The sequence below is a fragment of the Marinobacter sp. LM1 genome, assembly GCF_042763285.1.
Taxonomy (GTDB): Bacteria; Pseudomonadota; Gammaproteobacteria; order Pseudomonadales; family Oleiphilaceae; genus Marinobacter; species Marinobacter nauticus.
The window spans coordinates 282,771-298,880 of the sequence record NZ_CP114373.1; the positions used below are offsets into that span (position 1 = coordinate 282,771).

At 60.2% G+C, this 16,110-nt stretch carries 15 protein-coding genes; 3 read left to right on the forward strand and 12 right to left on the reverse strand.

The genetic code is table 11. The features are described from left to right. The first annotated feature begins 1 nt into the window (after position 1). Together OZ656_RS01235 and OZ656_RS01240 are read left to right on the forward strand one after the other, a co-directional pair. Positions 2 to 2,263: an FtsX-like permease family protein gene (locus tag OZ656_RS01235; protein WP_379944891.1), complete on the forward strand. Its 2,262-nt coding sequence runs from the start codon at positions 2 to 4 to the stop codon at positions 2,261 to 2,263. After that, a complete protein-coding gene (locus OZ656_RS01240) occupies positions 2,260 to 3,342 on the forward strand; it encodes a lipocalin-like domain-containing protein (RefSeq protein WP_379944892.1) in 1,083 nt (360 codons plus the stop codon). The genes OZ656_RS01235 and OZ656_RS01240 overlap by 4 nt, the downstream gene beginning before the upstream one ends. Before the next feature lie 11 nt (positions 3,343 to 3,353). On the opposite strand, the gene OZ656_RS01245 is transcribed toward OZ656_RS01240, so the two are convergent. The 8 genes from OZ656_RS01245 to OZ656_RS01280 form a co-directional block, all read right to left on the reverse strand. Further along, complete coding sequence (locus tag OZ656_RS01245) at positions 3,354 to 4,562, reverse strand: ammonium transporter (protein WP_011783865.1); 1,209 nt, start codon at positions 4,560 to 4,562, stop codon at positions 3,354 to 3,356. A gap of 229 nt (positions 4,563 to 4,791) precedes the next feature. Further along, complete coding sequence (locus OZ656_RS01250) at positions 4,792 to 5,709, reverse strand: flagellar motor protein MotB (RefSeq protein WP_379944893.1); 918 nt, start codon at positions 5,707 to 5,709, stop codon at positions 4,792 to 4,794. 2 nt (positions 5,710 to 5,711) lie between these two features. Beyond that, positions 5,712 to 6,488 carry a flagellar motor protein PomA gene (gene pomA, locus OZ656_RS01255; protein ID WP_014420230.1) on the reverse strand — a complete coding sequence of 259 codons (777 nt, stop codon included), beginning with the start codon at positions 6,486 to 6,488 and terminating at the stop codon, positions 5,712 to 5,714. A gap of 90 nt (positions 6,489 to 6,578) precedes the next feature. After that, a complete protein-coding gene (locus OZ656_RS01260) occupies positions 6,579 to 6,974 on the reverse strand; it encodes a YkvA family protein (protein ID WP_023010703.1) in 396 nt (131 codons plus the stop codon). Positions 6,975 to 7,049: 75 nt separating this feature from the next. Then, positions 7,050 to 7,685, reverse strand: coding sequence for a tRNA-uridine aminocarboxypropyltransferase (locus OZ656_RS01265; protein WP_379944894.1), 636 nt, complete (start codon positions 7,683 to 7,685; stop codon positions 7,050 to 7,052). A gap of 2 nt (positions 7,686 to 7,687) precedes the next feature. Continuing rightward, positions 7,688 to 9,331, reverse strand: coding sequence for a phytoene desaturase family protein (locus tag OZ656_RS01270; protein WP_379944895.1), 1,644 nt, complete (start codon positions 9,329 to 9,331; stop codon positions 7,688 to 7,690). Next, positions 9,322 to 9,813: a DUF6231 family protein gene (locus OZ656_RS01275; RefSeq protein ID WP_379944896.1), complete on the reverse strand. Its 492-nt coding sequence runs from the start codon at positions 9,811 to 9,813 to the stop codon at positions 9,322 to 9,324. The genes OZ656_RS01270 and OZ656_RS01275 overlap by 10 nt, the downstream gene beginning before the upstream one ends. Continuing rightward, complete coding sequence (locus tag OZ656_RS01280; RefSeq protein WP_379944897.1) at positions 9,810 to 11,132, reverse strand: DASH family cryptochrome; 1,323 nt, start codon at positions 11,130 to 11,132, stop codon at positions 9,810 to 9,812. Before OZ656_RS01280 ends, OZ656_RS01275 begins: the two co-directional genes overlap by 4 nt. A gap of 152 nt (positions 11,133 to 11,284) precedes the next feature. On the opposite strand from OZ656_RS01280, the gene OZ656_RS01285 reads away from it, so the two are divergent. Next, on the forward strand, positions 11,285 to 12,397 hold the full coding sequence (locus OZ656_RS01285) for an S-(hydroxymethyl)glutathione dehydrogenase/class III alcohol dehydrogenase (RefSeq protein ID WP_379944898.1): 1,113 nt from the start codon (positions 11,285 to 11,287) through the stop codon (positions 12,395 to 12,397). A 63-nt stretch (positions 12,398 to 12,460) separates the two neighbouring features. Here the strand turns inward: OZ656_RS01285 and OZ656_RS01290 are convergent, their stop codons facing one another. Genes OZ656_RS01290 through OZ656_RS01305 form a run of 4 tightly spaced genes read right to left on the reverse strand, consistent with a single transcriptional unit; the run spans position 12,461 to position 16,088 of the window. Then, the gene (locus tag OZ656_RS01290; protein WP_379944899.1) at positions 12,461 to 13,249 is read right to left on the reverse strand and encodes an alpha/beta fold hydrolase; all 789 of its coding nucleotides are present in this window, start codon (positions 13,247 to 13,249) and stop codon (positions 12,461 to 12,463) included. 24 nt (positions 13,250 to 13,273) lie between these two features. Further along, positions 13,274 to 14,476: a 3-oxoadipyl-CoA thiolase gene (gene pcaF / locus OZ656_RS01295; protein WP_014420239.1), complete on the reverse strand. Its 1,203-nt coding sequence runs from the start codon at positions 14,474 to 14,476 to the stop codon at positions 13,274 to 13,276. Between the two features lie 8 nt (positions 14,477 to 14,484). Beyond that, positions 14,485 to 15,273, reverse strand: a complete 789-nt coding sequence (locus OZ656_RS01300; protein WP_278349821.1) for a CoA-transferase subunit beta — start codon at positions 15,271 to 15,273, stop codon at positions 14,485 to 14,487. Next, a complete protein-coding gene (locus tag OZ656_RS01305; protein WP_113879553.1) occupies positions 15,273 to 16,088 on the reverse strand; it encodes a CoA transferase subunit A in 816 nt (271 codons plus the stop codon). The genes OZ656_RS01300 and OZ656_RS01305 overlap by 1 nt, the downstream gene beginning before the upstream one ends. Positions 16,089 to 16,110 lie beyond the last annotated feature (22 nt).

A 16,110-nucleotide genomic window follows, 5' to 3' on the forward strand; every position in this document is an offset into this window, starting at 1 on the left:
TATGTCTCCCCGCATCGCATTGTTCAGTCATTATCGTCGTCACCCCCTGCAGCTGGCCGCGCTGGCCGCCATGATCCTGCTTGCCACCGCGCTCTGGACTGGAATACATCACCTCACCAGCCAGGCCAGGGCCAGCCTTGAACAGAGCGAGAGCGCTGTCGCCGAGCGCCAGCAAGTGGTGCGTGAGGACGGCCAGCCGGTCTCGGTGCAGGACTTTGTCACCCTTCGACGCCAGGGCCTGTGCGTGATGCCATGGCAGGAAGTGCTGGTACCGGGGCGCGGCCGGCTGGTGGGCATTGATCCGCTGGCGGCCCATTGCTTTGCCGAGCCGGAACACACGCCAGCACCCTGGCAGGGCGAACTCGATGGCAAGCCCTTCGTCGATATCAGCGAAGCCGCCGCCCAGGCCTCAGCCGAAGCATCGGCCCTGGTTCTGCTGGTGTCGCAAGCCGACGGTCAGACGCCACCACCGGCGGGCTACCGCTATCAGGCATTCGCCGTTGCGCCGGACACGGCAGAGCTGGGTGACAGTTTTCTGCTCAACCTGGATGCGCTCGGAGTGCTGGTCCTGCTGATTACCTCGTTGTTGTTGCGCAGTGTGTTCCTTCTGGGTCTGGCTCAACGCCGGGAAAGCCTGGCTTTGCTGTATCGCTATGGCGTGAACAGGAGCCAGCTCAGCCGACTGTTGCTGGTGGAAAACCTGCTGCTGGCGTTGGTGTGCATACTGCCCGGGGTTTGGTTGGGGCGGGCGCTGTCACTGGTTTTGGCAGATGGCTTTGGGCAGGCCCTGGAAGGCCTGTTCGATCGTCCGCTCTATGCCGGTGGAGGGGAGGACTGGTGGCTGCCAACCCTGACCATGGTGGCGGTGATCGTGGCCGCTTGCCTGGCGGGCGTTCGGGACTCGTCGGGGTCGCTCCTGACTCGGGTGCAACCGGCATTTTTTGCGGTGCTACTGGCCCTGGGGCTGGCAGTATCTCTGTGGGCACCAACTCTGATCTGGCTGTTCCTGGCGGTGGCACTGGTTTTTCTCGCTGCCGGTTGGCTGGCCCCGCTGGCGATTGCCGGGGTTGTCCGCTGGCTGGCCCGTAACACCGGGGATCCGCTGATTCGCTGGCGCCTACAGGAAGTCGCAGTCCTGGTGCGTCGGCTGGCGCTACCGCTGGTGGCCCTGCAGTTTGCCTTGGCACTGGTGCTGGCGGTTCATGCCCTGGTAACCACGTTCGAGGACACCTTTGATCAGTGGCTGGGGCAACGGCTGGAAGCGGATTACTACATTGAAGTACCGCCAGGGGCGGATATCACCGCTGCCGCAAGCTGGCTGACGGCGCAGCCGGAGCTGGTGAGTCCGGAATCGTGGCATCAGGTGATTCGGGGGCGGGCCAGCGTGCAGGCAGCACCAGGCAGTGAGCCGGTGCCTGTCGATGTGTTTGCCCTCGGGCCGGTCAGTCACCTGGTGCAAAACTGGCGCTTGCTGGCGCAAACAGAAACGCCCTGGCAGGCGTTGGCGCGGGGCAAGGGGCTAATGGTCAATGAGCAGTTGGCCAGAAGGCAAAAGCTTGCAGTAGGCGACCGTCTCATTGTCAGGCTTGGCGCCCGTCGGTTTCAGGCTCCGGTGCTGGCCGTTTATCCGGATTACGGACGGCCCTCCGGTGAGGTGCTGGTGCTGGCGAGTCTCTTGCCTGAGGACTTTGAAGCCCGCTTTCGAAGCCTGTCGATAAGCGCGGGCGTCGAAGAGATCAAAGTGGTTGAGGCGCAACTGGCCCGGCTTTGGCATACCCCCCAACTGACAGTGAGGGATAATCAGGCCATCCGGACCCTGGCCACTGATATTTTTGACCAGACCTTCCTGCTGACCCGGGCCATGACTACCCTCACGCTTATTCTGGCAGCCGCCGCGTTGTTGCTGATGGTGTGGGTCTTCCTCTCTACCCGCGCCTGGTATTTCCGGCTGCTGATCGTCTGGGGTATGCCCCAACGCCAGGCCGCGGCCCAGCTCACCCGGGTTTCCCTGGCGCTGATTTTTGCGGTATTGGTTTGTGCACTACCGCTTGGCGTGTGGCTCACCTGGATTCTGGTCCAGCGCATCAATCCGCTGGCTTTTGGCTGGTCACTGCCGATGGCGGTGTACCCGGGGTTCTGGATCGAGCTGGCCGTGTTGGCTCTGATCATCGGCCTCAGCATTGCCTTGCTGATGTGCCTGCAGCTGCGTCGCCCGGGTTCGGCGCCGGAGTCCGCCCATGGGCTGCAGGGAGGTGAACGATGAAGCGTTTCGTTATCGCGTTTCTGGCTCTGCTGCTCACCGCCTGTGATCGATCTAAAGAGCCGAACGGTTTCGCCGGCCTCGCTGGTGTGGCGGATTCCGACAGCGAGATTGAGTTCCTGCAGCCGGGGCCCGGAGACCGGCTCTCCTTTCCCGCCGATTTCGGCTCCCATCCACAGCACCGCATTGAATGGTGGTATCTCACCGCAAATCTGGAAACCGAAAACGGTAAGCCCCTGGGGCTGCAATGGACACAGTTCCGGCAGGCTCTGACTCCAAGGCCCGTCAATGCCGAACCGCCGCAGCCGGCACTCTGGCCTCTGGAGGCTGCCTGGATGGCCCATGCTGCGGTGAGCTACAACGGTCAGCACCGCTTTGCCGAAAAGCTGGCCAGAGGCGACATCGGGCACGCCGGTGCCACTGCTCAACCCTTTTCTGTCTGGCTCGATCACTGGCACCTGAGGCCAGCAAACGGAAACGCAGGCTGGCGCCTGTCGGTCGCCACGGAGCACTGGTCCTATGACCTGTTGTTGCAGCCTCAGGGTGATCCCGTGGCCCATGGTGACGAGGGTTTCAGCGCTAAATCCGCCAGTGGCGAAGGCTCCATGTACTTCAGCCTGTTAGACCTGAAAATCGAGGGAACGGTCACCCTCGAAGGCGAGACGTTGACGGTGGCGGGCACCGGGTGGTTCGACCGGGAGTGGAGCAGCCAGTTTCTCAAAGCCGGCCAGCAGGGCTGGGACTGGTTTGCCCTGCATCTGGATTCGGGGGACAAGCTGATGGTGTTCCAGTTGCGGGAAGCACAACAGGCGTTCCGCTCCGGTACCTGGATTCCAGCCACGGGCGAGCCGGTGGCACTGGGCGTGGAGCAGATTGAGATGGCCGCTGCGGGCGAGCTATCCGGATATCCTCGCCGTTGGCAGATAGCCCTGCCGGATTTCGGCGTGAATCTTGACGTTTCGGCACCGGCCGGAGATTACCGGAACTCCGGACTCTACCCGTATTGGGAGAGTCCGGTTTCCGTCACCGGAAGCCATTCCGGCGTGGGTTACATGGAGCTTACCGGTTACCAGGCACAATAAGGCCCGGAAACTCACTCAACGGCATTGGCACCGATACGGTGAATGCTGAGGTCGGCACCGTTGAACTCTTCTTCCTCTGTCAGTCTCAGGCCGCTAATGGTTTTGATGGCACCGTAAACGATGAGCCCGCCGGCAAAGGCCACGATCACACCGGCCACCGAGCCAATAATCTGCGACATCAGGCTGACGCCACCCAGGCCCCCGAGCGCTTCCTGGCCGAAGATACCGCAGGCAATGGCGCCCCAGACACCGCATACGCCATGCAAGGGCCAGACACCCAGAACATCATCCAGCCGCTCGATTTTCGCCTGTGCCCACTCGAACAGATAGACAAAGATGGCACCGGCCACGCCCCCGGTAATCAGGGCGCCGACGGGGTGCATCAGGTCTGAGCCGGCGCACACCGCCACCAGTCCGGCCAGCGGACCGTTGTGAATGAAGCCAGGGTCTTTGCGGCCGAGCAGCATGGAAACCAGAATACCCCCCACCATGGCCATCAGACTGTTGACCGCAACCAGGCCACTGATGCCGTCCAGAGTCTGGGCCGACATGACGTTAAAGCCAAACCAGCCCACGGTCAGAATCCAGGCGCCGAGGGCGAGAAACGGAATGTTGGAAGGGGCAAAGGCCACGACCCGACCGTTGCGATAGCGACCGGTGCGGGCGCCGAGCAGCAGCACCGCAGCGAGAGCAATCCAGCCACCGACAGCATGCACCACAACGGAGCCGGCGAAATCATGGAAGGACGCACCAAACTGGTTCTCCAGCCAGGCCTGGAAACCAAAGTTCCCATTCCAGATCAGGCCCTCAAAGAAAGGATAGACGAAGGCCACGATCAGGCCCGAGGCAATCAGCATGGGGTAGAAGCGGGCACGCTCTGCGATACCGCCGGAAACGATCGCCGGAATGGCCGCGGCGAAGGTCATCAGGAAGAAAAATTTGACCAGTTCATAGCCGTTGGCGGAGGTGAGTTCGGCGGCGCCATTGAGAAAGTGCCCACCATAGGCGATGTAGTAGCCGATGAAAAAATAGGCGACTGCGGATATGCCGAAGTCGGTCATGATTTTAACCAGGGCATTGACCTGATTTTTGTGGCGAACTGTGCCCACTTCCAGGAACGCAAAGCCGGCGTGCATGGCCAGCACCATAATGGCGCCAATCAGAATGAAGAGCGTGTTGGCGCTCTCGGTCAGGGTGTGTACGGCACTCGTGATGTCCACGGGTTTTTCTCCTGAGTGTTTTGATTACGCGGCTTCTGATGAGCCGTTGTGCATTGTTGGGGTGCGGCTTAAGCAAGTGCTGTTCCAAAACAATGCATATCAAGTACTGCAGGGGGGTTGGAGAACCTGAGGGCGCCGAGGGAGGTATTTATCTGCGTCAAAGTGCACCAGAGGCGTGCGCATCAAGGGCTTGTGCACCAATCTGGATAGGGCGCGAGGCAAGGTTTTACTACCAGGTAATCTCGCTGGGCGTATCCCGACCGGGCTCAATGCCAATAATGGCTTCCTGCGACTCGCTTTCGGAACGAATCAGCTCGCGAAGGCGCAGTTCCTGCTCTTCCATGGGCTTGGACAGATCGATAACGATTTCAACCCGCCGGTTCTTGGCTCGGTTTTCCGGCGAGGTGTTGGGTACCCGTGGTTCGGTGTCGGCCAGACCGGTCACCCGGATGCGGTCCGGAGTCACTTGCTCCCGGGCCAGCAGAACATTAGCCACCGCGGCGGCGCGGGCTGCGGACAGGTCCCAGTTGCTGTAGAAACGTTCGGTGCGGATGGGCACGTTATCGGTATGGCCTTCAATGGCGAGGTCGCCGGGCATGTCGGCCAGAACCTCCGCCATATCCAGCAGCAGGCCCTCGAACTCCCAGGTTAGTTGGGCTGAACCTGAGGCAAACGAGCCCTTCTCCTCAATGCGAATGATGATGCGGCGCTGATCTTCCGAGACGTTGATCCGGCCATCCATAATCGCCGGTTCCAGCACTTCAAGAATCCGGGCCATGTTGGCGTCCATCTGTTCCTGGATGGATTCCTCAATGGCTTTCTCTTCGGGGCTTTTCAGAGTCTGGATTTCGGGCTGTACGTCGGTGGTGGTCTGTTTGACTTCATTGACCACAGTGGGCTCTGGCGGCGCCGGCGAAAACTTGTCGAAGATCGGGCTGGTGCCCTGAGGGATCTCAAGCGCAGGCACTTCCCGCTGCACCCCGAAGGCCTTGGAGAGTTCACCGGCGATCTGTTTGAACTTCTGGGCGTCGATTTCCGAAAACGACAGGAGCAATACGAAAAAGCACATCAGCAGCGACATCAGGTCGGCAAATGTGACAACCCACGCAGGAATCCCGGGCTTTTCCTCTTCTGGCAAATCATCCATGTTTAACCGCCTGCCGTTTCCGCATCGCCGTTTCTGGCCCGCTCTTTGGGCGAAAGATAGCTGGACAGCATCTGCTCGATAATGCGCGGGTTGGTGCCTTCCTGGATGGCAACGAGGGCATCAATATAGAGCGACTGCATGCGCGCCTCTTCCGTCATGCGCAGGGACAGCTTGTCGGCAATGGGGGTAGCGATCATTGTGGCGATCATGGCGCCGTAGAGCGTGGTCAGCAGGGCTACGGCCATGGCCGGCCCGATAGACTTGGGATCTTCCATGTTGGACAGCATCTGCACCAGGCCAATCAGCGTGCCAATCATACCCATGGCCGGAGCCACATCTGCCATGGCGGTGAACACTTTCGCGCCCGACCGGTTGTGTTCCAGTGTCATCAGGCGTTCCTTGTTGAGGAGCTGCTTGATGGTGTTGCCGTCCTGTCCGTCCACCAGCATCTGAATACCCTGGCCCAGGAATGGACTACTGACCTCCCTCCCTTCGATACCAAGAACGCCCTCTTTTCGGGCGATGCTGGCAATCTCCACCAGTTCTTCGATGCTGGCCTGAGTTTCGGGTAGTTTGAATTTGAACGCTCGGGCTGCCACCTTGAAGGCATCAAAAAACTGGGCAAGACTGAATTTGGCCAGAACCACCAGCAAGGTACCGCCGATCACAATCAGCAGGGATGGCGGATTGATGAACATGCCTGGCGATGCGCCCAGGATAATGGCCGAAGAAATCAGAAGAATGGCGCCGACGAGGCCGATAAGGGTGGCGAAATCCACAGTAACTCCAGAACTGTGCAGGTGACGATTAAGGGGGCGGGAGAATACTCCCTGGTTGATTATTAATCAATGCCCGGTTGCTCCCTCATCCTATGATGAGTGAAGCTCCTTCCATGCAGCGTAGCGGTGCAGATCGGATTCGACCAGTTTAAGGCACAAGGCAACCACACCGGCATCATCAACCAGGCCGAAGCCGAAGATCAGATCCGGAATCAGGTCCAGCGGATTCAGCACGTACAGCAACGCTCCGGCGACCGCAGCGATGGACTTCCAGGGTATGGCCCGGTAGTGGCCGTACCAGTAATCGCGAATCAGCGAGAACATCAGCTTGATATCGGTAGAGAAACGATTCAGCCTGCCGCTGTTTTTGACTTTCTCTTCAACGGCTTTCTGTCGTTCAAGCAGGGCCTCAAGGTCGCCTCTGTGAACCTTGGCACTTTGCTCTTTCAACTCGTTTGCAGCCGTTTTATCCGAGATCCATGCCATACATTGTCACCACTTTGCTCAGCGATCGCCTCAACATAACGAAATCGTGCTGGTTAGTCACCTTCCCAGGTTATTTCAATGATTCGTGAGATCTCCTCGGAATTCAGGATCGGGCGCTTCATGGCCTTTGGTTTTGTGGTGGCCTGGAACGAAGGCCAGCCGGTTTCGAATCAGTGCGTCCTGAGCTCTGAGTAATGGCTCAGTATCCGTGGCGGGCTCGGTTAGTGTAAGAAGGTAGGCGACGGCCTCTGCGGTTGATAGTTGCCCGGCCTTTGGTGCCTTTCGGATACGGTAACGCGAAGCCGGTGGATCAGCGAAATGAAAGCAGGGCAACTGCCGGAGCTGCGGGTTCAGGTACAGGATTTTAGCGGCTTTACGCCAGGTGCCGTCCAGAACCAGCCACTGGTCGATCTGGCCTGCCGCGTTGCTCTCCACGGGCTGACTGTCAGCACATGGAAACAGAAGTCCGGAACGGGTTTCGGTTAACAGACGCTCCAAGCCTTGACCGGAAAACGACTCAGGGCTCTCGCCGACCAGTACCTCCAGCCGGGTCAGGCACTGCTGAAGTACTCGCACCGTACCCTTGCTGTGACCGACTTCTGACGGGTGCTGCAAAATGATGACGCGATGGCGGTTGTCGACCTGCTCGCAAACCTCGCATACGCAGGTGTTCGGGTGCAGGCCGCAGCGGGTACACAGTGCTCTGGCCACGCTTAACCCACGAAAATGCGCTTGGCCAACCCCGCGCCTTTCAGGCCGCGAACGGCCAGGGTTGTAACCAGCCCGCCGATCATTGCCCCGACCACGCCACAGGTAAGAATATCCTGCCCGGTCAGGTACAGTCCGGGGATGTCGGTTTTCGGCCTCAGCCAGCGTTGCTCGAAACGTTCTGGCGTGTGGTCCAGCCCGTACAGCTCACCCTGCTCATAGCGGCAGAACCAGGCGGTCGACAGTGGTGTGGAGGTTTCCACATAGTCGACTTTACCTCGAAGCTGGGGCAGTTTTTCGTACATGACTTCCAGAAGCTGCTCGGTGATCCGAGCCTTCAGAGCCTCATAATCCTCGCCCCGTTTGCCCCAGGTGGAGCCCTGCCACGGCTCGAACATTTCCCAGGTGGTGGGCGCCACAATTTCAATGGTGGAGGTGCCGGGCCAGCGGTTCTGGTAATCCGGGTCTTTGGCTGCCGGGAACGAGATGTAGACTACCGGGAAGGGCGTGTTCCGGGGATCTTTCAGGAACTGTTCGACGTTGCCATCGTGGTCGGCGCTCGGGTAAATCCAGAAGTTGGTGCGCGGTAAACCGAGCTGTTCTGGCGTGCCTTTAAGGCCTATATACAGACCGATATGGGGCATTGAGGGCTTGATGTGTTCCCGGTTGCCGGGATAACCAATGCTGTCGGCGACGGACTCGGGTATCAGACGTTCGAAGGTATTGATCACACCCGCGTTACTGATCACCAAAGGTGCCCGGATGTCCTGGCCATCGGCCATGCGCACACCCACGGCTTTGCCCTTTTCGACCAGGATCTCTTTCACGTCGGCGTAGGTGAGCACGTCACCACCGCCGGACTGAATCACCGGGATGATGGTTTTGGCAATTTCCGAGGCACCGCCTACGGGGTAGAAACCGCCGTACAGGTAATGTTTGGCAATGAGCGCGTGCACCATGAAGCTCGACTGTTTCGGGGTTACCCCACAATCGCCCCACTGGCCGGTAATGGCGCCAATCAGCTCCTCGTTATCGGTCAGTTCCCGCAATACGTCATAGGTGGTGCGGTTGAAGCAGTCCGGCAGCACTGTCTTTAGCCCCCTGGAGACCAGTGGGCCTGCCAGAGCGGGCGACAGCTTGGACAGGGTATACCACTGCATGCCATCGGCCACTTTGCCGAGCAGAGCCAGGTAACGGTCGATGGCCTCTTCTTCGTCCGGGAAGGACGCCAGTAGCGAGTGCCTCAGGCCTTCCTTGCCGGCCCTGAGGTTGACCACTTTGTCGCCCAGAAAGAACCGGTCGTAGTTTTCATCCATCGGTGCCCATTCGAGCTTGCCGTCGGTGATGTAATCGAACAGCCGGCGGCCGAGGGTGTGGCGCGCGCCCATGTCGCCTATGTAGTGCACGCCCACATCCCACTCGTAGCCATTACGGGCGTAGCTGTGGGTGTAGCCACCGGCGGTGTAATGCTGTTCCAACACCAGTACTTTGTAGCCTGCTTTGGACAGGCAGGCGGCGGTGGTCAGACCGCCGATACCGGAGCCGATCACTACCGCATCATAGGGACCATCGAGCCGGCTCGCGCGGTAACGGGTACCGATTCGGATTGTACTGGGCTTCAAGGGTTTCGAATTTGTATCTACCACCACGCTTTTCCCCACATTTCCGGATTGGCCCAGTTATCGGGATTGTTCCAGGCCCGTTTATGATTGTAAGTATCCAGATTGTAGGTATAGAGCGTGAGTGCGCCGTTCTCGCTTTCGATATCGGCATGACGCTGAAAGCCCAGGGCGATGAAGTCGGTAAAGCCCCAGTCTGTGGTTTGGGGCACCAATACCGCAATTTGATGGGTGCCATAGTTGCGTAACTGTCCCAGTAAAAGCGCCCCTTCTTCGTAGGGGAGATGTTCCAGGGTGTCGGTGATAATGGCCAGGTCGGGCACGAAATCCAGTGGCAGCCGGGCGTTCGGGTCCGCGGTGTCCAGCGCCAGCAAGCGAACGGCTTCCCGTTGCCCGTGCCACACCTCGCTGACCCGGCTGGCGGTGTCGCCGCAATACAGAAGGGTGTCTGGCTGGCTGGTATCCAGAATCCGGGCCAGTACTCTTTCTGGTTGGCTAACAGGTATTGTCATGATATTGGCCAGTCTGCTGCGTCCACGGTATGCAGGCCCACTGGTTGTTGAGCCTCTCCCTGCCAACGATGTACGAAGGCTCCCTCAGGATCGTACTGTTGCGCCTGCTTGTCCAGATTGAACTGCCGAAGCCCGCGGGGATCGGCGCCGACGCCGGCCAGGTACTGCCAGTTTCCGTAGTTACTGGCAACATCGTAATCCACCAATTGCTGTTCGAACCAGGCGGCACCGTAACGCCAATCCAGTTCCAGTTCATTGACCAGGCAGCTGGCCACCAGCTGGCGTGCGCGGTTGCTGATATAGCCGGTTTCCCGCAACTGATTCATGGCCGCGTTGACAATCGGGTATTGGGTATTACCCTCGCACCAGGCCTTGAATCGATGGCCATAGAAGGTCACCGGGCGGCGTTTACGTTGCACGCCATCGCGGCTAAACAACCGCCCCCCGTGTTTAAGGGCATACCAGTAGAAATACTCGCGCCAGAGCAGCTCAAACCAGAGCCAGTAGGTCGAATCGTTACGGGTGTGCTGACGTTCGTATTGTTCGATGGCGGCGACCACCTCCCGCACTGACAGGCAGCCGTTCGCCAGCCAGGGGGAGAACTTGGAGGATGAGTCCCAGTCCTCCAGCGCATTGCGGGTTTCCTTGTAGTCGGCAATGCGATGTTGTCCGAATACGAAGGCTTGCAGCTGTGCCAGGCCGGCTTCCTCACCGCCGGTGAATGGTGACCGATGTATCGGTTCCGGTATCGGCGGGCACTGGCCCCGGTTATCTTCGGGGAATCCCGGGGGTGGTGGCAGGGCGCTGACGGTTCGGATCCTGAGGGTGTGGTCCGGTTGCTCAGCTTTCTCCACCTGCTTGCGGAATTGCGAGAAGGTATCGGGCAGCTCTGCCAGTTCCATGGGAAGCTGACCTTCCGTGAACATGCCCAGGGTTTCGAACTGCTGAAACGTCACCTCCGGCAGGCGGGTTTTGAGGGCCTGCCACTGCGCGGCTTCTTCGGTGCCGGGTAGGCGTGAGCGGATCAAACGCTGCACGCCGTGCTCCCGGGCCAGCTCTGGCAGAACGATTTCCGGTTCGCCCCAGGCGATATGCATTCGTTGCCCCAGAGGCCGCAGGCTACGTTCCAGTGCCATCAAGCTTTGCCACAGGAAGCGCCAACGATGATCACCCAGGGCACGGCACTGCAACCGGTCACCGGTAAACCAGCGCGGGTCTACTACAAAGACACACAACAACATGTCTGAACGGGCTGCGGCCAGCAAGGCCGGGTTGTCATGCAATCGAAGGTCGCGGGTAAACCAGTAGAGCGTTCGCAAGATGTATTCCTCATCATCGACGACACAAAACCATACGACAGGGGTTGCGTATGAGATTGACTCAGAGGCAGGCCTGTCCGCGACAAGCGTGCTACAGTTCAACGTTAATGCATTTCGGCCCGCCGGAACAATCGGACAACAGGAGAGTGAACGTGATCAAATCCCGCGCAGCTGTGGCGTTTGAGGCCAACAAACCGCTGGAAATTGTGGAAGTGGATGTGGCGCCGCCCAAAGAAGGCGAAGTGCTGGTGAAGATCGTGGCCACCGGCGTGTGCCATACCGATGCTTACACTTTGTCCGGCGCCGATCCCGAAGGCCTGTTTCCGACCATTCTCGGCCACGAGGGCGGCGGCATTGTTGAAGCCGTAGGGCCGGGTGTGACCGACCTGGAAGTGGGTGACCACGTGATCCCGCTGTACACCGCCGAATGCGGTAGATGCAAGTTCTGCACCTCCGGCAAGACCAACCTGTGTGGCGCGGTGCGCGAAACCCAGGGCAAGGGTGTGATGCCAGACGGCACCTCCCGGTTCTCCTACAAGGGCCAGCCGCTGTATCACTACATGGGCTGTTCCACGTTTTCAGAGTACACCGTACTGCCGGAAATCTCCCTGGCCAAAATCCCCAAGGAAGCGCCCCTGGACAAGGTTTGCCTGCTGGGTTGCGGCGTAACCACCGGCATTGGGGCGGTGCTGAACACGGCCAAGGTTGAGGAAGGCGCGACTGTGGCTATCTTTGGCTTGGGCGGCATCGGCCTGGCGGCGATCATCGGCGCAACCATGGCCAAGGCGGGTCGGATAATTGCAGTCGACATCAACCCGGGCAAGTTTGATATTGCCAAACAGCTGGGTGCTACCGATGTGGTTAACCCTAACGACTACGACAAACCGCTCCAGGAAGTCATCATCGAAATGACCGATGGCGGTGCCGATTACACCTTCGAGTGTGTGGGCAACGTGAAGCTGATGCGCGCCGCGCTGGAAGCCTGTCACAAGGGATGGGGTGAAAGCACCATCATCGGAGTGGCCGGTGCCGGTGAAGAAATCAGTACCCGCCCGTTCCAGTTGGTAACCGGCCGGGTCTGGCGCGGTTCCGCCTTTGGTGGCGTGAAAGGCCGTACCGAGCTGCCATCCTATGTGGAAAAAGCCGAGAAAGGTGAGATCCCGCTGGATGTGTTTATCACCCACGAAATGAAGCTGGAAGACATCAACAAGGCGTTTGACCTGATGCACGAGGGTAAAAGCATCCGGTCGGTGATTCACTTCTGACCTGGCATGGGACAGAAGTGAACCAGAGTTCCCGGGGAGCGGGCGTTCGCCCGCCCCCCCCGGTTAATCCAGGCTTTGCAGGAGTTGCGAGGCGAGAATCAGAGGGCATTCAACGGAAGGCACGTGCCCGATACCGTCCAGAATAACCGGCTCTGGCGCGCCGCTGAACTGGGCCAGTGCTTTCAGGGACTCCGGCGGTGTTGCCAGATCCTCTGAACCACCAATCAGCAATAACGGTACCTTGTGGCCCCGTAGCCTCTCCCGGAAGTCGGCTTTACCCAGCATTTCGCACAACAGGGCATAGCTGTTGGCGTCGCCCCGCCCCATGATGACTTTCCAGCCGTCCAGCAGCGCCGGCTGTTCCCGGCTGGCGTTCGGTCCGAACCAGCGGGGCACGATCTCTCCGGCCATGGCTGCCAGGCCTTTCTCCCGAACATTGGCAGCGCGTTGTCCCCAGGCTTCCGGTGTGCCAATGATGGCGCCGGTGTTGGTGAGAACCGCGGAAATCAGCCGGTCAGTGTGCTCGGCAACCAGCTGCTGGCCGATAACGCCGCCTATGGATGTGCCGGCAAAATGAAAACGGGTGCTGCCCGCCTCTTTTGCCAGAATCAGGGCTTCCTGGGCCAGGTCTTCCGGGGTGATGTCTCCGGCAGATTCCGGCCAGGCGCTGCTGGCACCGTGACCGGGCAGGTCCCAGGTCAAAACGCGAAAACGCTCCAGCAGTGCCGGCAGCATGTCGTCCCACACCCCCTGGGTCATGCCCAGAGGGTGCGCCAGCACCAACAATGGCTTTTCGCAATGACCGAGCAGGCGATAGCAAATGGTGCGGTTGTTGTAATTCAGAAATGCCATGATATCTCCTCAAACCGGGCCCGGTCAGACCCGTCCGATCAGTGTAGCAATACCCTGACCCACACCCACGCACATGGTGCACAGGGCATAGCGACCACCGGTGCGCTGCAGCTGGTGCGCCGCAGTCTGTAGCAGGCGCGCGCCAGACATGCCCAGCGGGTGGCCAAGGGCGATGGCGCCGCCGTTCGGGTTTACCCGGGGGTCGTCATCGGCAATGCCCAGTTCACGCAGCACGGCCAGGCCCTGGGCGGCAAAAGCTTCGTTGAGCTCGATCACGTCGATGTCATTCAGGCTGATGCCCTGCTTCTTCAGCAGCTTCTGAACCGCCGGTACCGGGCCAATGCCCATGATGCGTGGTTCCACACCGGCCGTGGCCATGCCCAGGATTTTGGCCATGGGCTTGAGGCCATGCTGCTTAACCGCGGCTTCGCTGGCGACCAGCATGGCGGCGGCGCCGTCGTTGACGCCAGAAGCGTTGCCGGCGGTCACACTGCCGTTCTCCCGGAACGGCGCGGGCAAGGCGGCGAGTTTTTCAAGGGTGCTGGCGCGGGGATGCTCGTCGGTGTCAAACACCAGCGGGTCTTGCTTGCGGCGTGGAATAGATACCGGCACGATCTCTTCGGCAAAGACGCCTTCCTGCTGTGCCCGGGCGGTCTTCTGTTGGGAGCGGAACGCGAACAGATCCTGATCTTCGCGGGAGATGTTGTACTGTTCGGCCACGTTCTCCGCCGTCTCGGGCATGGAGTCCACACCGTACTGTTTTTTCATCAGCGGGTTCACGAAGCGCCAGCCGATGGTGGTGTCTTCGATTTTCTGGCCGCGGGAAAAGGCGCTGTCAGCCTTCCCCATCACGTACGGAGCACGGGACATGGACTCCACGCCACCGGCCAATACCAGCTCCATTTCACCGGCGCGGATGGCGCGGAAGGCGGTGCCCACGGCGTCCATGCCGGAACCGCACAGCCGGTTCAGGGTGGTGCCGGGTACGGAGGTGGGCAGGCCTGCGAGCAACGCCGACATGCGGGCGACGTTGCGGTTATCTTCACCGGCCTGGTTGGCACTGCCCATCATCACTTCGTCGATGGCGACGGGGTCCAGTTCCGGAGCCTGCTCAAGCACGGCCTTGAAGATATGCGCCGCCAGGTCGTCCGGGCGCACGCTGGCCAGGGTGCCGCCAAAGCGGCCGATGGCGGAACGGCGGGGGTGGCAAAGAAATACGTCAGTCATGGTGCACCTTACTGTTGGCCAGATTGAGTTGAAGCGTGATGAGCATTGGTGCGAGCTTTCAGGTCTCGCAGTACTTCCAGTTCTTCGGCAGTTGGCGCCGGGGTGGTTTCCAGCTGGTCCGCGAAGCGGATTTCCCAGCCGGTGGCCTCGATCACGTCTTCCCGGGTCACATTCGGGTGCAGGGAGGTGACCACCAGTTCCTTGGTCTCCGGATCCGGCTTGAGGATGCACAAGTCGGTGATCACCACGGTGGGGCCGCGGCCGATGTTCGGGACGTTGTCCCGGGCCTTGCCGTCACGGCCGAAGCCGACGGTGGTCACGAAGTCCACGTCCTTCACGAAGGTGCGCCTGGAGTGCTTTACGGTAATGAACACTTCCTTGGCGTTAGTGGCAATCTCCGGGGCGCCACCGCCACCGGGCAGGCGAATCCTGGGCTCGCGGTAGTCGCCGATCAGAGTGGTGTTCAGGTTGGCGTAGCGGTCGATCTGTGCGGTGCCCAGGAAGCCGACGCTGATATGGCCGCCCTGCAGCCAGTAGCGGAACATTTCAGGTACGGAGACGGTGGTCAGGGCTGATTCGCACAGCTCGCCGTCGCCGATGGATAAAGGCAGCACGTCCGGCTTGGTCTGCAAGGTGCCGGATTCGTAGATCAATGTGACATCCGGGGCGTGGGTCAGGCGCGCCAGGTTGGCGGCCTCGCTGGGCAGGCCGATACCCACAAAGCAGGTCATGTCGTTGGTCAGCGCCCGGGCAGCGGTGACGCTCATCATTTCGGAAGAGGTAAATTCAAGGCTCATCACGCAGCTCCTTTCTCGAAAACGTTCTCTTTCAGCCAGGCCTGGAAGGTCTCGCGGTCGCGGGCGATGCCGTCCCAGTCCTTGTAGAAAGCGTTGTCACGGTCGTAGTAGCCCAGGGCATAGGACGGCTTGGCGCCTTGGGGGGCCTCGGCAATGGCGGTGATCGCCCAGGACGGGAGCACGCAGGCATTTACCGACGCGCCCAGGTCGTCCACGATTTCCTCAACGGTGACGATGCTGCGCCTGGCGGCCAGGACGACCTCTTTCTGAATGCCAACAATGCCTTCAATCAGCACGTTGCCCTTGCGATCAGCCCGCTGGGCGTGGATTACCGCTACATCCGGGCGAATGGAGGGTATCGCTGCCAGGCGCTCTCCGGTGAACGGGCATTCGATGAACTTGATCTGGTCATTCACCTTGGGCAGGTCGCTCCCCACATAGCCGCGCAAGACGGCCAGCGGCAGGCCGGCCGCTCCGGCTTCATAGGCGTTGGCCATGGCGGCGTGGCTGTGCTCCAGGATCTCCAGCGTGTTAGGCCAGCCTTTTTCCACCGCGTCACGCAGTCGATGCAGGGAACCCACGCCGGGGTTGCCGCCCCAGGAAAAAATCAGCTTTTTCGCGCAGCCGGCGCCGATCATCTGGTCGTAAACCAGGTCCGGGGTCATGCGGATCAGAGTCAGATCGCGCTTTTCCTGGCGGATGATTTCGTGGCCCGCAGCAAACGGGATCAGGTGAGTGAAGCCTTCCATCGCCACGGTGTCACCGTTATTGATGTATTTGCTCACCGCTTCCTTGAGGGGAAGAAACTCGGCCATCGCAGTGCCTCCTGTGTCACTT